11 protein-coding genes are annotated in these 14,024 nt (G+C 67.6%); 10 read left to right on the top strand and 1 reads right to left on the bottom strand.

The features are described from left to right. The first annotated feature begins 438 nt into the window (after nt 1-438). From ACZY0R_RS18840 to ACZY0R_RS18855, 4 genes are all read left to right on the top strand, one after another. Nucleotides 439-3,381 carry a DEAD/DEAH box helicase gene (locus ACZY0R_RS18840; protein ID WP_488866038.1) on the top strand — a complete coding sequence of 981 codons (2,943 nt, stop codon included), beginning with the start codon at nt 439-441 and terminating at the stop codon, nt 3,379-3,381. Nucleotides 3,382-3,558: 177 nt separating this feature from the next. Next, the gene (locus ACZY0R_RS18845; protein WP_488860299.1) at nt 3,559-4,584 is read left to right on the top strand and encodes a Bug family tripartite tricarboxylate transporter substrate binding protein; all 1,026 of its coding nucleotides are present in this window, start codon (nt 3,559-3,561) and stop codon (nt 4,582-4,584) included. 227 nt (nt 4,585-4,811) lie between these two features. Continuing rightward, entirely contained in the window at nt 4,812-5,630 is an 819-nt protein-coding gene (locus ACZY0R_RS18850) for an AzlC family ABC transporter permease (protein ID WP_488860301.1), read from the top strand. Next, nucleotides 5,627-5,950 carry an AzlD domain-containing protein gene (locus ACZY0R_RS18855; RefSeq protein ID WP_045237237.1) on the top strand — a complete coding sequence of 108 codons (324 nt, stop codon included), beginning with the start codon at nt 5,627-5,629 and terminating at the stop codon, nt 5,948-5,950. Before ACZY0R_RS18850 ends, ACZY0R_RS18855 begins: the two co-directional genes overlap by 4 nt. Nucleotides 5,951-5,990: 40 nt before the next feature. Here ACZY0R_RS18855 and ACZY0R_RS18860 read toward each other — a convergent pair whose 3' ends face one another. Continuing rightward, nucleotides 5,991-7,121 (bottom strand): helix-turn-helix transcriptional regulator, encoded by a 1,131-nt coding sequence (locus ACZY0R_RS18860; protein WP_488860303.1) that lies wholly within the window; start codon nt 7,119-7,121, stop codon nt 5,991-5,993. 355 nt (nt 7,122-7,476) lie between these two features. Between ACZY0R_RS18860 and ACZY0R_RS18865 the strand changes: the two genes are divergently transcribed. The 6 genes from ACZY0R_RS18865 (at nt 7,477) to purE (ending at nt 14,013) form a co-directional block, all read left to right on the top strand. Beyond that, nucleotides 7,477-8,685 (top strand): phosphoglycerate kinase, encoded by a 1,209-nt coding sequence (locus ACZY0R_RS18865; protein ID WP_488860305.1) that lies wholly within the window; start codon nt 7,477-7,479, stop codon nt 8,683-8,685. 32 nt (nt 8,686-8,717) lie between these two features. Next, on the top strand, nt 8,718-9,617 hold the full coding sequence (locus ACZY0R_RS18870; RefSeq protein WP_488860307.1) for a DUF4349 domain-containing protein: 900 nt from the start codon (nt 8,718-8,720) through the stop codon (nt 9,615-9,617). Nucleotides 9,618-9,630: 13 nt separating this feature from the next. Continuing rightward, entirely contained in the window at nt 9,631-11,067 is a 1,437-nt protein-coding gene (gene pyk / locus ACZY0R_RS18875) for a pyruvate kinase (protein WP_488860309.1), read from the top strand. A gap of 124 nt (nt 11,068-11,191) precedes the next feature. Beyond that, nucleotides 11,192-12,256 (top strand): class II fructose-bisphosphate aldolase, encoded by a 1,065-nt coding sequence (fba, locus tag ACZY0R_RS18880; RefSeq protein WP_045237234.1) that lies wholly within the window; start codon nt 11,192-11,194, stop codon nt 12,254-12,256. Between the two features lie 183 nt (nt 12,257-12,439). Next, nucleotides 12,440-13,348 carry a phosphoribosylaminoimidazolesuccinocarboxamide synthase gene (locus tag ACZY0R_RS18885; protein WP_488860311.1) on the top strand — a complete coding sequence of 303 codons (909 nt, stop codon included), beginning with the start codon at nt 12,440-12,442 and terminating at the stop codon, nt 13,346-13,348. 167 nt (nt 13,349-13,515) lie between these two features. Further along, nucleotides 13,516-14,013, top strand: a complete 498-nt coding sequence (gene purE, locus ACZY0R_RS18890) for a 5-(carboxyamino)imidazole ribonucleotide mutase (protein ID WP_035869268.1) — start codon at nt 13,516-13,518, stop codon at nt 14,011-14,013. The last annotated feature ends 11 nt before the right edge of the window (nt 14,014-14,024 follow it).

Below are 14,024 nucleotides of genomic sequence, written 5' to 3' on the forward strand. Positions count from 1 at the left end.
GAAGCCGCGTTCAAGAGCCTGCGATCCGAGCGCGGCCAGCGTACCGGCTTGCTGTCGCCCGCGCTGGCGCCGTACTACCCGCTGTCCTTGCTCGCCCAGCGCACGCCCGCGCACCTCGAGCAGGCACGCAAGTTCTGCCAGGCGGAAGCCGGCTCGCGCACCCCGGCGCCGACCGGGCGCTGGGGGCTGTGGTGTCACGCGCTCGCGGTGCATCGCGGTGACGCCCGCCTGGACGAAGCCGCATTTGAATTGCGCCCGGAAGTCCCGCCGCTCGCACAATTCTGGCGGGTGATGCTGCGCGCCTGGCTGGGCGATGTGGCGCAAGCCAGCGGACGCCGCCAGCCGGCGGCTGCCCGCGCCGAAGCCATCGACGGCCTGCGTGCCCGTCTGCAAGCCTGTGGCCTGCCCTGGTTAGGGCAGCAACTCGATGCCGCCCGGATGCTGGAGGCCGGCGAGCCGGTGCCGGACGCTTTCTTCGCCGGCCAGCGCCAGGAGAGCTGGCGGCTGGCGCTCGAGGCGCTGCAGGCCCTCGCGGGCGAGGCGCGCGCGCCCGACGGCGCCAGTGCCAGCCGCATCTTGTGGGCGCTCAGCCTGGACGCCGACGGCGCGCTCGGCACCATCGAGCCGCTGGAGCAACTGCGCGGTCCGCGCGGCTGGAACAAGCCGCGCCCGCTGCCGCTGGCCCGGCTCGCCGAGGACGACCGCCTGGAGCCCTGGGATGCCCGCGTAGCCCGGGCGGTCCGCCGTGACCAGTCCTACCACCGGCGCTACGTACTCGATCGCGCCGCGGCCATGCTCGCCTTGGTCGGGCATCCTGGCGTCGTGCTGGCGCAAGCGCCCGAGCAGACGCTGGAAGTGGTGGAAGGGGCGCCCACGCTGGAAGTCGTGCGCCAGGGCGGGCGCTATACGCTGCGGGTCTCGCCGCCGGTGCGCGAGGCGCCGGCGCTGGACAGCTTCCTGCCCGCCGGCAGCCGCGCGGATGCCGAGGCCTTGCGCCAGATCACCGTGCTGCGCGAAGGCTCGCAGCGCCTGCGCGTGATCCGGCTGACGCCCGCGCAGCAAGGCGCGGCGCAACTGATCGCCGACGGGCTGGCGGTGCCAGCCGAAGCACATGCCCAGCTCGACGCCACGCTGCGCGCGCTGTCCGGCCATTTCCAGGTGCACTCTGACCACGACGGCAGCGCCCGCGAACTCGAGACCGAGAGCCGCCTGCGCGCCGAGCTATCGCCGCTGGGCGAGGGCCTGGCCCTGCGCCTGGTGGTGACGCCGCTCGGTCCGCTCGGGCCAAGGCTGGCGCCGGGCAGCGGGCGCGAACGGCTGATGGCGGCGGTCAAGGGGGAGAGCCTCGCCACGGTGCGCGATCTCAAGTCCGAGCTGACCCACGTGGCCGAAGTCTTCGACGCGTTGCCTTTCCTGGTGCCGCGCTCGCCCGAGAGCGGCGAATACGACTGGACCCTGGCCGACCCGGAGGAAGCGCTGTCGGTGGTCGAGCAACTGCCCGGGCTGCCTGGCGTGCTGGCGGTGGAGTGGCCCAGGGGCAAGGAAATACGCGTGGTGGGCGCCGACATCCCGCAATTGGCGGTGCATATCGAAACCGGGAGCGAATGGTTCAAGCTGGTCGGCGAGCTGAGCGTGGCCGAGGGGCTGGTGCTGCAGCTCGGCCAGCTGCTGGCGTGGGCCGGCAGCCATGCGGGGCGCTTCATGCCAATGGGCCAGGGCGTCTACGTAGCGCTCACGCGCAGCCTGCGCGCACGGTTGCGCGACCTCGCGAGCGTGGCGCACAGCGTGCCTGACGGCATCAAGGTGCCGCTGATGGCGGCGCCCTGGCTGGACGACGTGCTGGCCGGCGCGGGCATCGATCCCGACGCGCATTTCCGCCAGCGCGTGGCGCGCTTGCGCCGGGCGCGCGATGGCGATGCGCGGCTGCCGGCCAACCTTGCCGCCGAGTTGCGGCCTTACCAGGAGGACGGCTTCCGCTGGGCCATGTCGCTGGCCGAAGCCGGCTTCGGCGCCTGCCTGGCCGACGACATGGGGCTGGGCAAGACCCTGCAGGCGCTGGCGGTGATGCTGGCGCGGGCGGACGGCGGCGCCGCGCTGGTTATCGCGCCGACCTCGGTCTGCGGCAACTGGGCCGAGGAGGCACGGCGCTTCGCGCCGACGCTGCGCGTGCACATCTATGCCGAGGGCGAGCGCGCGGCCTTGCTGGAACAGGCCGGCCCGCATGACATGGTGATCGTCTCGTACACCTTGTTGCTGCAGGCGCGGGAAGCGTTCTGCAAGCGGGAATGGCACACGGTGGTGGCCGATGAGGCGCAGGCCTTCAAGAACGCCGCCACCAAGCGCTCGCAGGCGATGTTCGAGCTGCGCTCCGGCTTCCGCATGGCGCTGTCGGGCACGCCGGTGGAAAACCGCTTGGCCGAGTTGTGGTCGATCATGCGCTTCTGCAACCCGGGCCTGCTTGGCTCGCTGGTCCGCTTCAATGAACACTTCGCCGTGCCGATCGAGCGCAACGGCATGCGCGAGGCGGCCCAGCGGCTGCGCCGCATGATTGCGCCGTTCGTGCTGCGCCGGACCAAGGCGCAGGTGCTGGACGAACTGCCGCCGCGCACCGAACTGGTCTTGCGCATCGAGCCGGAGCTGGTGGAGGCGGCTCACTATGAAGCGCTGCGCCGGCAGGCGCTGGCCGAAGCCGAGGCGGCGGTCAGCGGCCCGAAGGCGCGCCGGACCGCCGCCGGCCAGCCCGGCGCCGAAGCGCGCATCCATGTGCTGGCGCAACTGATGCGGTTGCGCCGCGCCGCCTGCGACGCGCGCCTGGTCACGCCCGAGCTGGATCTGGGGCAGGAGGGCGCCAAGGTGCGCGCGTTCGTGCAACTGGCCGGCGAACTGGCCGCCAACGGCCACAAGACGCTGGTGTTCAGCCAGTTCGTCGACTTCCTGCAGTTGTTGCGCCGGGGACTGGACGAGGCCGGGCTGGCCTGGCAGTACCTGGACGGCGCCACGCCGGCAGCCGAGCGCACCCGGCGCGTCGCGGCTTTCCAGGCGGGGCAGGGCGATGTCTTCCTGATCAGCCTGAAGGCCGGTGGTTTCGGCCTCAACCTGACCGCGGCGGACTACGTGATCATCGCCGACCCGTGGTGGAACCCGGCCGCCGAGGACCAGGCCATGGGCCGCGCCCACCGCATCGGGCAGCAGCGTCCGGTGACGGTGTACCGGCTGATCAGCGCGGGCACCATCGAGGAGCGCATCCTTGCGTTGCACCACGGCAAGCGGGCGCTGGCCGACGGCATCCTGGAGGCCGGGGAGGGCGGCGGAGATGGTTTGATCGGCGCGGCGGCCGCGCTGCCGGACATCGACGAACTGGTGGGGCTGCTGCGCAGCTAGGGGAATTCTTGCCTATCGCGATTCCGCTCCATGTCTGCTTATACCAACATGGCATACCTTCAAGCGAACTCCATCGTTGGTAATGCGGCGGATCGTTGGTATCTTGCTGTTTTGGGCCGGGGCGCCAGACCCCGGCCGGCAGCCCCGACCCGCATTCATTTTTCCGACGGTACCCCCATGCTCCGCATTGCATCCCGCCGCATTTCCCTTGTTTCCCGTCCGGTTTCGCGCCTGGCAGCCGGTCTGGGCGCCCTGGCCGCGCTTTGCACGCTGGCCGCGCCGGCCCGTGCCCAGGACCCGGCGTGGCCCGCCCAGCCGATTACCATCCTGATGGGCTTTACCGCCGGTTCGGGCGTGGACATGGTCGGCCGCACCCTGCAGGAATCGCTGCAGAAGTCGCTCAAGACCACCATCATTTATGACTACCGCCCCGGCGCGGGCGGCAACGTGGCCTCCGAAGTGGTCGCGCACGCCAAGCCCGACGGCTACACGCTGCTGCTCGGCACCGCCGCCACCCACGGCATCAACCCGGCCCTGTACAAGAGCCTGCCGTTCGACGCCGAGGCCGATTTCACGCCCGTGGCACCGCTGGTGGAAGTGTCCAATGTCCTGACAGTCAACCCGTCCGTGATCGACGTGAAGTCGGTGAAGGAATTCATCGAGAAGGTCAAGGCCAGTCCGGGCAAGTACAACTACGCGTCCACCGGCAACGGTACTGGCACTCACCTGGCCTTCGCCGAGTTCAACGCGCGCGCCGGCCTGGACATGGTCCATGTGCCGTACAAGGGCGGCCCCGATGCGCTGCAGGCCGTGCTCAAGGGCGAGGTCTGCTGCATTTTCAACCAGGTACAGAGTGTGTTGCCGCAATACAGGGCGGGGAAGGTCCGGCTCCTGGGCGTGACCACCAAGAACCGCGTGGCGGTGATCCCGGAGGTGCCAACGATTGCCGAGAGCGGCCTGGCCGGGTTTAACAGCACTATCTGGTTTGGCTTCTTCGGACCGAGGGGACTGGACCCCAGGATCAGCAAGAAGATCAATGACGCGGCCCAGGTCGCGCTGGAAACGCCGGCGATCCGGCAGAAACTGGTCGAGGCCGGCAATTCGCCGCGGATCGAGACGGTCGAACAGTTCCGGTCCACCGTGAAGGCGGATCGCCAGAAATGGGCCGGCGTGGTGAAGAGCGTGGGCGCCTCGATCGACTGAATCCCGCACGGCCGTCCCCACTTGCAGGGCCCCCGCATGCGGGGGCTTTTTGTTTGCAGGCAGCCCAGCCAAACGCAACGGCGAATCTGTTAAGCGGTTGCTTACGAGTGGCCGGGGCTGGCCCTATAATGGGGCCTTGCCCGCACGCCCCGCCCTTCGGGCAACTCACATGCCCCAGGCTTCCCACTGTGGCGGAGCCGGCGCCGCTTCCCCCCATACCTTAGAACATGACATTCCGACCGCCCCAGGCCCTGCTGCGTCCCTGGCATCGTATCGCCCCGGCCGAGCGGGCCGGCTTTATCGAGGGCGCGCGCTATTTCGCCCCGTCCCTGCCCGCGGTGTTCTCCTGGGGGCTGGTGACCGGCGTGGCCATGAGCAAATCGGTGATGAACGTGCCCGAGGCGATCGGCATGTCGCTGCTGGTCTACGCGGGCTCGGCCCAGTTGTCGGTGCTGCCGCTGTTCGCGGCGGGTTTGCCGCTGTGGACGGTCTGGCTGACCGCCGCCATTGTCAACCTGCGATTTGTCATCTTCAGTGCGGGACTGCAGCCGCATTTCAGTTACCTGCCGCTGTGGCGCCGCACCCTGCTGGGATCCTTCAACGGCGACCTGCATTTCGTCTACTTCATGCAGCGCTATGCCACGCCGGGCCACGAGCCGGGCAAGGAGGGCTATTTCTGGGGCATGGCGCTGACCAACTTCGCCATGTGGCAGGTCTCGTCCATCATCGGCATCGTGCTGGCCAGCGCGTTCCCGGATAGCTGGGGCCTTGGGCTGGCCGGTACCCTCACGCTGATCCCGGTCATGGTCTCCACCATCAACTCGCGTTCCACGATGCTGGCGGTGGCGGTGGCTTCGACCCTGGCGCTGCTGTGCTTCCATCTGCCTTACCGGCTGGGCCTGGTGGCGGCAGTGGTGGGCGCCATCGCGGCCGGCATGGCCAGCGACGAACTGGCGGCCCGGGCGACCTTGCGCGGTATCCGCCGCCGCAAGCTGGAGCATGCGGCGGCGCAGGTGCCTCCCCAGTCTGCGGAGGAGCGTTCATGAGCCATCTCGAGATCTGGGTCGCGCTTGCGGGCATGGCGGTGGTGACCATCGTCACCCGCGCGCTGTTCCTGATGGCGGGCGAGCGCGTGACGGTGCCCGACCGCATCCAGCGCGCGCTGCGCTACGCGCCGGCGGCGGCGCTGGCGGCCATCATCCTGCCCGACCTGATGACGTGGCACGGGCATTTCACCATTGCACCGGGCAACTACAAGCTGGTGGCCGGGGCAGTCGCCCTGGTGTTCTACCTGCTGACGCGGCGCATGGTGGGCATGATCGCGGCAGGCATGGCCGTCTATACAGCGCTCCGATTGCTCGGTTGAGCGTCGGGCGCGGATTCCGGAGCAGGGGCTTCCGTGCCGGCTAACCCGGGTTGGCGGACCCGGCATCCGCGCCGGGCCCGAGCGCGCTACTCAACTGGGTCAGCATCCTTGCCAGCCGGGCCTGCGTGGTGGCGCCGGTCTTGAGGAATACCGCCTTGAGCTGGCTGCGCGCGGTCTCGTGCCGCACTCGCAGGCGCTCGCTGGCTTCGGGCAGGCCGATACCGGTGGCCAGCAGGGTGGCCAGGCGGATCTCGGCCGGGGTCAGGCCGTAGATCTCGCGCAGCAGGTGCGGGAGTTGCACTGGCGCATACGCGTCTTCATGGATCACCACCAGCGCACTGGGCTTTTGCCAGGGCAGCGCAAAGATGTGGGACGGCGGCAGCGGCATCACGATCAGCTGCGCGCTGCCACCATCGGCATGGCGTGCCATCGCGGCCTGTGCCGGCACCGTGCTTTGGAGCGAGCAGGCCGTGGCTATCATGTCCGGCAGCGAGCGCGACAGCTGCCACTCGCCGGTCTTGCCGGCGGGGTCGAGCCGCCGCACCCAGCGCTCGCCGATGCTGTTGCTCAGCAAGACGCGGCGCTCGGGCGAGAAGGCGATCACGCCAAACGACAGCCGTTCCAGGATTTGCGCCGATAGCTGCGCCAGCGTGGACAGCTCGACGGTACGGTCGCGCATGGCTATGGCGCTGCGCATATGGGGCAGCGCCCAGTCCAGCGCGCTGACGTCCGCCGCCGTGAACATGCCCTGCGAGAACGCGCGCTGCAGGGAGAAATACACTTCATAGTGCGGCTTTCGCTCCACCAGGCAGGCCGCATAGGAGCACAGGCCGAAGCGGTGGAAGAAGTCGCGGTAGAACGGGCTGCGCTGCATCGCGCCCTCGCCGAAATCGCGCACGTCGATGTACCACTCGCCGGGGCTCAGGTTGTGGGCGAACAGCTTGCCCGGGTCGATTTCGTGGAACTCCTTCTCGTAGGCGCTGAACAACTCCTGTACCGGTCGCACCATTTCGTTGACCGTCATCAGGTCGCGATCCGTGTCGCGCACGATCATCGATGCATGCGCGCTGCCGACGATGCCGCTCATGGTGTACAAGCTCTGCTGCCACGCCTGCGCGTCAAGAATCCCTTCGTACAAGCCACGGATTGCCCCGTGCATGTCTTCGTTCATGATTAACCCCCCTGCCTTCGCGACAACGGCATCTGCCGTGTGGCGCCGGCGCCGCTCATCGCTGGGCGTGCTCGGCTCCCGTGCCTTGGGTCCCGTCTGTAGCGGGCCTCCGGCTATGTTTTTGCGTGCATATTTTGTGCATGCATCGCTCGCTTCGACATGAGCGTACGAGACCCAGGCCGATTGGCGCACCCTTCCTTCAGGGGGTGCGTTGCAAGAGCGCGGCACGTTGGTCGTCGCATGTGGCTAATGCGGCACCCACAGGAGGGCGCATCATGGTTCCAATCACGCAAAATGGCCCTTGCGATCAGGTAAAATGCCGATTTTCCCCGATTTTCGCTCTCCAGCCACCGCCATGACCTCTGTCCTGCGTCTTTCCGATCTCATCTCCGAAGGCAAAATTGCCGGCAAGCGTGTTTTTATCCGCGCCGACCTGAACGTGCCGCAGGATGACGCCGGCAATATCACCGAAGACACCCGTATCCGCGCCTCGGTGCCCGCCATCGAGGCTTGCCTCAAGGCCGGCGCTGCCGTCATGGTGACGTCGCACCTGGGCCGCCCCACCGAAGGCGAGTTCAAGCCCGAGGATTCGCTTGCCCCCGTAGCCGCGCGCCTGGGCGAACTGCTCGGCAAGCACGTCAAGCTCGTGCAGAACTGGGTCGACGGCACCGGCGAAGTCAGCCAGGTCAAGCCCGGTGAAGTGGTGCTGCTGGAAAACTGCCGCATCAACAAGGGCGAGAAGAAGAACAGCGACGAACTGGCGCAGAAGATGGCCAGGCTGTGCGACGTCTATGTGAACGACGCCTTCGGCACCGCGCACCGCGCGGAGGCCACCACCCACGGCATTGCCAGGTACGCCCCCATCGCCTGCGCCGGCCCGCTTCTGGCCGCCGAGATCGATGCGCTGGGCAAGGCCCTGGGCCAGCCTGCGCGCCCGCTGGTGGCGATCGTCGCCGGTTCCAAGGTGTCCACCAAGCTGACCATCCTCAAGACGCTGGCCAGCAAGGTCGACAACCTGATCGTCGGCGGCGGCATTGCCAATACCTTCATGCTGGCGGCCGGCCTCAAGATCGGCAAGTCGCTGGCCGAGCCGGACCTGGTAGCCGACGCCCGCACCATCATCGACCTGATGGCCGCGCGCGGCGCTTCGGTGCCGATTCCCGTGGACGTGGTGTGCGCCAAGGAATTCAGCACCACCGCCACGGCTACCGTCAAGGATGCGAAGGAAGTGGCCGACGACGACATGATCCTCGACATTGGCCCCAAGACCGCGCAGATGCTGGCCGAGCAGCTCAAGGCCGCCGGCACCATCGTGTGGAACGGCCCGGTCGGCGTGTTCGAATTCGACCAGTTCAGCAACGGCACGCAGGTGCTGGCGCATGCCATTGCCGAGTCCAAGGCCTTCTCGATCGCCGGTGGCGGCGACACGCTGGCGGCCATCGCCAAATATGGCATCGCTGACCGCGTGGGCTATATCTCCACCGGCGGTGGCGCTTTCCTGGAATTCCTGGAGGGCAAAAAGCTGCCCGCCTTCGAGGTGCTGGAACAGCGCGCCGCGGGCTGAGGGTGACGGCTCTGCGGGGGATTGGCGGGGACATGGGCGGCAGGCGCGGCCTGGCAGCGATGCTGCTGGCCGCGATGCTGCTGGCCCTGGCCGCCTGCGGCCGCCCGGGCGGCGCGCCCGACGGGCGCACCCTGGCTGCCGCGCCGGCCGCGGGCATGGCCGCGGCGGAAATGGCGCGCGGGCAGGGTGGACAGGGAGAGCAGCAGGAAGCGTTGCGCCGCTACCTCGCGCTCAAGTACGCATTGACGGTGGAGAACACCGCCGATGCCCTGGAGGCCGGCTGGAAGAGCGTGGTGCAACGTTGCCAGGCGCTGGGCTGCGAGTTGCTGGAGGCGGGTTTCACGCGCAGCCGCGATGGCGCATCGCCGCGTGGCGAGCTGCGCGCGCGCATCGCGCCGAAATCCTTGCCGGACCTGCTGAAAGCGGCGGAGCAAGGCGGCACGGTGGTATCCAACGCCGTGTCGAGCGAAGACAAGACCGACCAGGTGATCGATGCCGAGGCCCGCATCAAGAACACCACCGAGCTGCGCGACCGCCTGCGTGCCATGCTGCAGAACGCGCGCGGCCCGCTGCGCGACGTGATCGAGCTGGAGCGCGAACTGGCGCGCGTGCAGGGCGAACTGGATACCATCCACGGCCTGCGCAAGATGCTGGCGGCGCAAACCGACCGCAACGAGGTCCGTATCGACTTCGTTGCGCGCGAGAGCTTTGTCAGCCAACGAAAGGTATCGCCGCTGCGCGACGCTTTAAACGATATCGCCGAGTTGTTCCTCGGCAGCCTGGCCATGCTGATCCGCGTGGCCGCCGGCGCGCTGCCGTGGTTGCTGGTTGGCGTGCCGCTGCTGTGGCTGGCGCTGGCCTGGCGCCGGCGCCGCGTGGCGCGCAGGAAGCAAGCCGTGCCGGCGTCGCCGGACGGCGCTGGCCCTCGATAAGGAAGAATTGCCAATGACCCGCTCGACCAAGATTGTCGCCACCATCGGTCCCGCCTCCAGCACGCTGGAAATGCTCACGCGCATGATCGCGGCAGGGGTCGACGTGGTGCGCCTGAACTTCTCCCACGGCGTAGCCGCGGACCATATCGAGCGCGCCCGCCTGGTGCGCGAGGCGGCCCGGGCCTGCGGCCGGGAAGTCGCCATCATGGCCGACCTGCAAGGGCCGAAGATCCGCGTCGGCAAGTTCGAGAACGGCAAGATCACGCTGCAGCCGGGCGACGCTTTCATCCTTGATTCCACCTGCACCCTGGGCAACCAGGAGCGGGCGGGCCTGGATTATGAAGACCTGCCGCGCGACGTGGGCCCGGGCGACCTGCTGCTGCTCAACGACGGCCTGATCGTGCTGGTGGTGGACCGCGTGCTCGGCCACGAGATCTTCACCACCGTCCGGATCGGCGGCGAGCTGTCCAACAACAAGGGCATCAACCGCCAGGGCGGCGGCCTGTCGGCGCCGGCGCTGACCGCCAAGGACATGGAAGACATCAAGACCGCCATGGCGCTGGGCGCGGACTATGTCGCGGTGAGCTTTCCAAAGAACGCCACCGATATGGAAATGGCCCGCCAGCTCGCCGCCGTGGCCGGCCAGCCGCACCAGCACAAGGCTCGCATGATCGCCAAGATCGAGCGCGCCGAGGCGATCCGCCCGGGCGTGCTGGAAGAGATCCTGCAGGCCTCCGACGGCATCATGGTGGCCCGCGGCGACCTGGCCGTGGAAGTGGGCAACGCGGCCGTGCCGGCGCTGCAAAAGCGCATGATCCGGCTGGCGCGCGAGGCCAACAAGCTGACCATCACCGCTACCCAGATGATGGAGAGCATGATCGTCAACCCGGTGCCGACGCGCGCCGAGGTGTCGGACGTGGCCAACGCCGTGCTGGACGGCACTGACGCCGTGATGCTGTCGGCCGAGACCGCCGCCGGCCGCTATCCGGTGGAAACTGTGGAAGCCATGGCCGCGGTCTGCGTCGAGGCGGAGAAGTCCGAGGTGGTCCAGCTCGACACCGATTTCCTCAACCAGACCTTTGGCCGCATCGACCAGTCGATCGCCATGGGCGCGCTGTTCACCGCCTATCATTTGCAGGTGAAGGCCATCGCCGCGCTGACCGATTCCGGTGCCACGGCGCTGTGGATGAGCCGGCACCGCATCCATGTGCCGATCTACGCGATGACGCCCAACACGGCCTCGCAGCGCAAGATGCAGCTCTACCGCAATGTGGTGCCGTTGCCGCTGGAAGCCAGCGCCGACCGCGATACCGCGCTGGAGCAGGCCGAGGAACTCTTGCTGTCGCGCGGCGTTGTGCAGCGCGGCGATTTTATCGTGCTGACCATTGGCGAGCCGATGGGCCAGCCGGGCGGCACCAATACGCTGAAGATTGTCCGCGTCGGCGCCTGAGTGTGCCGCGCCGGACAGAACGCCGGCCGCCGTGCGCGCAGGATCAGCCGAACACGCATAGCCAATATGCGAAGACGAATAAACGAATACCGAGACACCCCATTCTTTCTTTAGGAGTTTTGACATGCCACTCGTATCGATGCGCCAGCTGCTCGACCACGCCGCCGAAAACGGCTACGGTCTGCCCGCTTTCAACGTGAACAACCTGGAACAGGTTCAGGCCATCATGCAGGCCGCCGACGAGGTCAATGCGCCGGTGATCATGCAAGCCTCCGCGGGTGCGCGCAAGTATGCCGGCGAGCACTTCCTGCGCCACCTGATCGAAGCCGCCGTGGAAGCCTACCCGCATATCCCGGTGGTGATGCACCAGGATCACGGGCAGTCGCCGGTGATCTGCCAGGCCGCGATCGACCTGGGCTTCTCCTCCGTGATGATGGACGGCTCGCTGCGTGAAGACGGCAAGACCCCGGCCGACTACGAATACAACGTCGACGTAACCCGCAAGGTGGTGCAGATGTCGCACGCCATCGGCGTGACCGTCGAAGGTGAACTTGGCTGCCTGGGCTCGCTCGAAACCGGCGAAGCCGGCGAGGAAGACGGCATCGGCGCCGAAGGCAAGCTGGATCACTCCATGCTGCTGACCGACCCGGAACAGGCCGCCGACTTCGTCAAGGCCACCCAGCTCGACGCCCTGGCCATCGCCATCGGCACCTCGCACGGCGCCTACAAGTTCACCCGCAAGCCCACCGGCGACATCCTGGCGATCAACCGCATCAAGGAAATCCACGCCCGCATCCCCAACACCCACCTGGTGATGCACGGCTCGTCCTCGGTGCCCCAGGAACTGCTGGCCGAAATCCGCCAGTTCGGCGGCGACATGAAGGAAACCTACGGCGTGCCGGTCGAGGAAATTCAGGAAGCCATCAAGTTCGGCGTGCGCAAGATCAATATCGACACCGATATCCGCCTTGCCATGACCGGCGCGATCCGCCGCTTCTTTGCCGAGAACCCCAGCAAGTTCGATCCGCGCGAGTACCTGAAGCCGGCCCGCGAAGCCGCCAAGCTGGTTTGCAAGGCACGCTACATCGCCTTCGGCTGCGAAGGCCAGGCATCCAAGATCAAGCCGGTCTCGCTGGACGCCGTTGCGCAGAAGTACAAGTCGGGCGAACTCGCCCAGGTCGTGCAGTAAGCTGAACCCCGTGCCGTCCCCGCCCTGATCCCGTAACAAGGAGAGGCGCGGGGACGACGCTTTTCAGGCCCCGGCGCATGTTGCCGGGGCCCGAGAGGCGCTAACAAAATGATGCGCAGGATCACTCAGGATCACTCAGGATCACGCTGGATCATTCTGTTAGTGCCTCCTATCGGAACCACCATGTCGAACGCTCTCTATCAGTCCTCCATCACTTCGCTGCCGCTGCTTGGTCACGGCAAGGTCCGCGACAACTACGCCGTCGGCGACGACAAGCTGCTGATTGTCACCACCGACCGCCTGTCGGCCTTCGACGTCATCCTGGGCGAGCCGATCCCGGCCAAGGGCCGCGTGCTCAACCAGATGGCCAACTTCTGGTTCAAGAAGCTGGCCCACATCGTGCCGAACCACGAGACCGGCGTCACCGCCGAGAGCGTCGTGAGCCCGGCCGAGGTCGAGCAGGTGCAAGGCCGCGCCGTGGTGGTCAAGCGCCTCAAGCCGATCCTGGTGGAAGCGGTGGTGCGCGGCTACCTGGCCGGCAGCGGCTGGAAGGATTACCAGGCTACCGGCAGCGTCTGCGGCATCGAACTGCCCGCCGGCCTGCAGAACGCGCAGAAGCTGCCCGAGCCGATCTTCACCCCGGCCGCCAAGGCCGAGATGGGCGAGCACGACGAGAACATCTCCTTCGCCGAAACCGAAGCCCGCATCGGCACCGACCTGGCCCGCCAGATGCGTGACATCTCGATCCGCCTGTACAAGGAAGCGGCCGACTATGCCGCCACGCGCGGCATTATCATTGCCGACACCAAGTTCGAGTTCGGCCTGGACGAGAATGGCACGCTGACGCTGATGGACGAAGTGCTGACCGCGGATTCCTCGCGCTTCTGGCCGGCGGACTCGTACCAGGTCGGCACCAACCCGCCGTCCTTCGACAAGCAGTTCGTGCGCGACTGGCTGGAATCGGTGCGCATCGACGGCAAGCCGTGGCCCAAGACCGCGCCGGCACCGGCGTTGCCGGCCGACGTGATCGAGAAGACCGCCGCCAAGTACCGCGAGGCGCTGACGCGCCTGACCGGCGAGGAACTGCAGTAATTTTCGGGGTGGTGTGGGCGCTGGCCGGAGCCGGCAGGTGCGCCAAAGCCGCCTGAAATGCCCAATGCTGTTTACCCCCTCTCCCCTCAGGGGGGAGGGGAGCAAACCGCTGCAAAGCTAGGGTTGGCGCGTTCATCAGGCGCCAGATGGATTTTTAAGGATTTAACGTGAGCAATACAGCCAAGCCGCTGGTCGGCGTTGTGATGGGCAGCAGTTCCGACTGGGATGTGATGCAGAACGCGGTCGCCATGCTGAAGGATTTTGGCGTGGCCTTCGAAGCACGCGTGGTATCCGCCCACCGCATGGCCGACGATATGTTCGAATACGCCGCCACGGCGCGCGAACGCGGCCTGCGCGCCATCATCGCCGGTGCCGGCGGTGCCGCGCACCTGCCCGGCATGATCGCCGCCAAGACCATCGTGCCGGTATTCGGCGTGCCCGTGCCGTCGCGCTACCTGCGCGGCGAGGACTCGCTGCTGTCGATCGTGCAGATGCCCAAGGGCGTGCCCGTCGCCACCTTCGCCATCGGCGAGGCCGGCGCCGCCAATGCCGCGCTGCACGCCATCGCCACGCTGGCCACCACCGACGACGCGCTGGCCGCGGCGCTGGAAGCGTTCCGTGCCAGGCAGACCGAAGCTGCGCGCGCGATGACGCTGCCGGTATAACTCGCAAGCAC

The sequence above is a fragment of the Cupriavidus sp. F041 genome, assembly GCF_057814235.1.

Coding starts and splice junctions, on each gene's coding strand:
- ACZY0R_RS18840 (WP_488866038.1), top strand. CDS start 439: ATGCTGGAGGCCGGCGAGCCGGTGCCGGACGCTTTCTTCGCCGGCCAG.
- ACZY0R_RS18845 (WP_488860299.1), top strand. CDS start 3,559: ATGCTCCGCATTGCATCCCGCCGCATTTCCCTTGTTTCCCGTCCGGTT.
- ACZY0R_RS18850 (WP_488860301.1), top strand. CDS start 4,812: ATGACATTCCGACCGCCCCAGGCCCTGCTGCGTCCCTGGCATCGTATC.
- ACZY0R_RS18855 (WP_045237237.1), top strand. CDS start 5,627: ATGAGCCATCTCGAGATCTGGGTCGCGCTTGCGGGCATGGCGGTGGTG.
- ACZY0R_RS18860 (WP_488860303.1), bottom strand. CDS start 7,121: ATGAACGAAGACATGCACGGGGCAATCCGTGGCTTGTACGAAGGGATT.
- ACZY0R_RS18865 (WP_488860305.1), top strand. CDS start 7,477: ATGACCTCTGTCCTGCGTCTTTCCGATCTCATCTCCGAAGGCAAAATT.
- ACZY0R_RS18870 (WP_488860307.1), top strand. CDS start 8,718: ATGGGCGGCAGGCGCGGCCTGGCAGCGATGCTGCTGGCCGCGATGCTG.
- pyk (WP_488860309.1), top strand. CDS start 9,631: ATGACCCGCTCGACCAAGATTGTCGCCACCATCGGTCCCGCCTCCAGC.
- fba (WP_045237234.1), top strand. CDS start 11,192: ATGCCACTCGTATCGATGCGCCAGCTGCTCGACCACGCCGCCGAAAAC.
- ACZY0R_RS18885 (WP_488860311.1), top strand. CDS start 12,440: ATGTCGAACGCTCTCTATCAGTCCTCCATCACTTCGCTGCCGCTGCTT.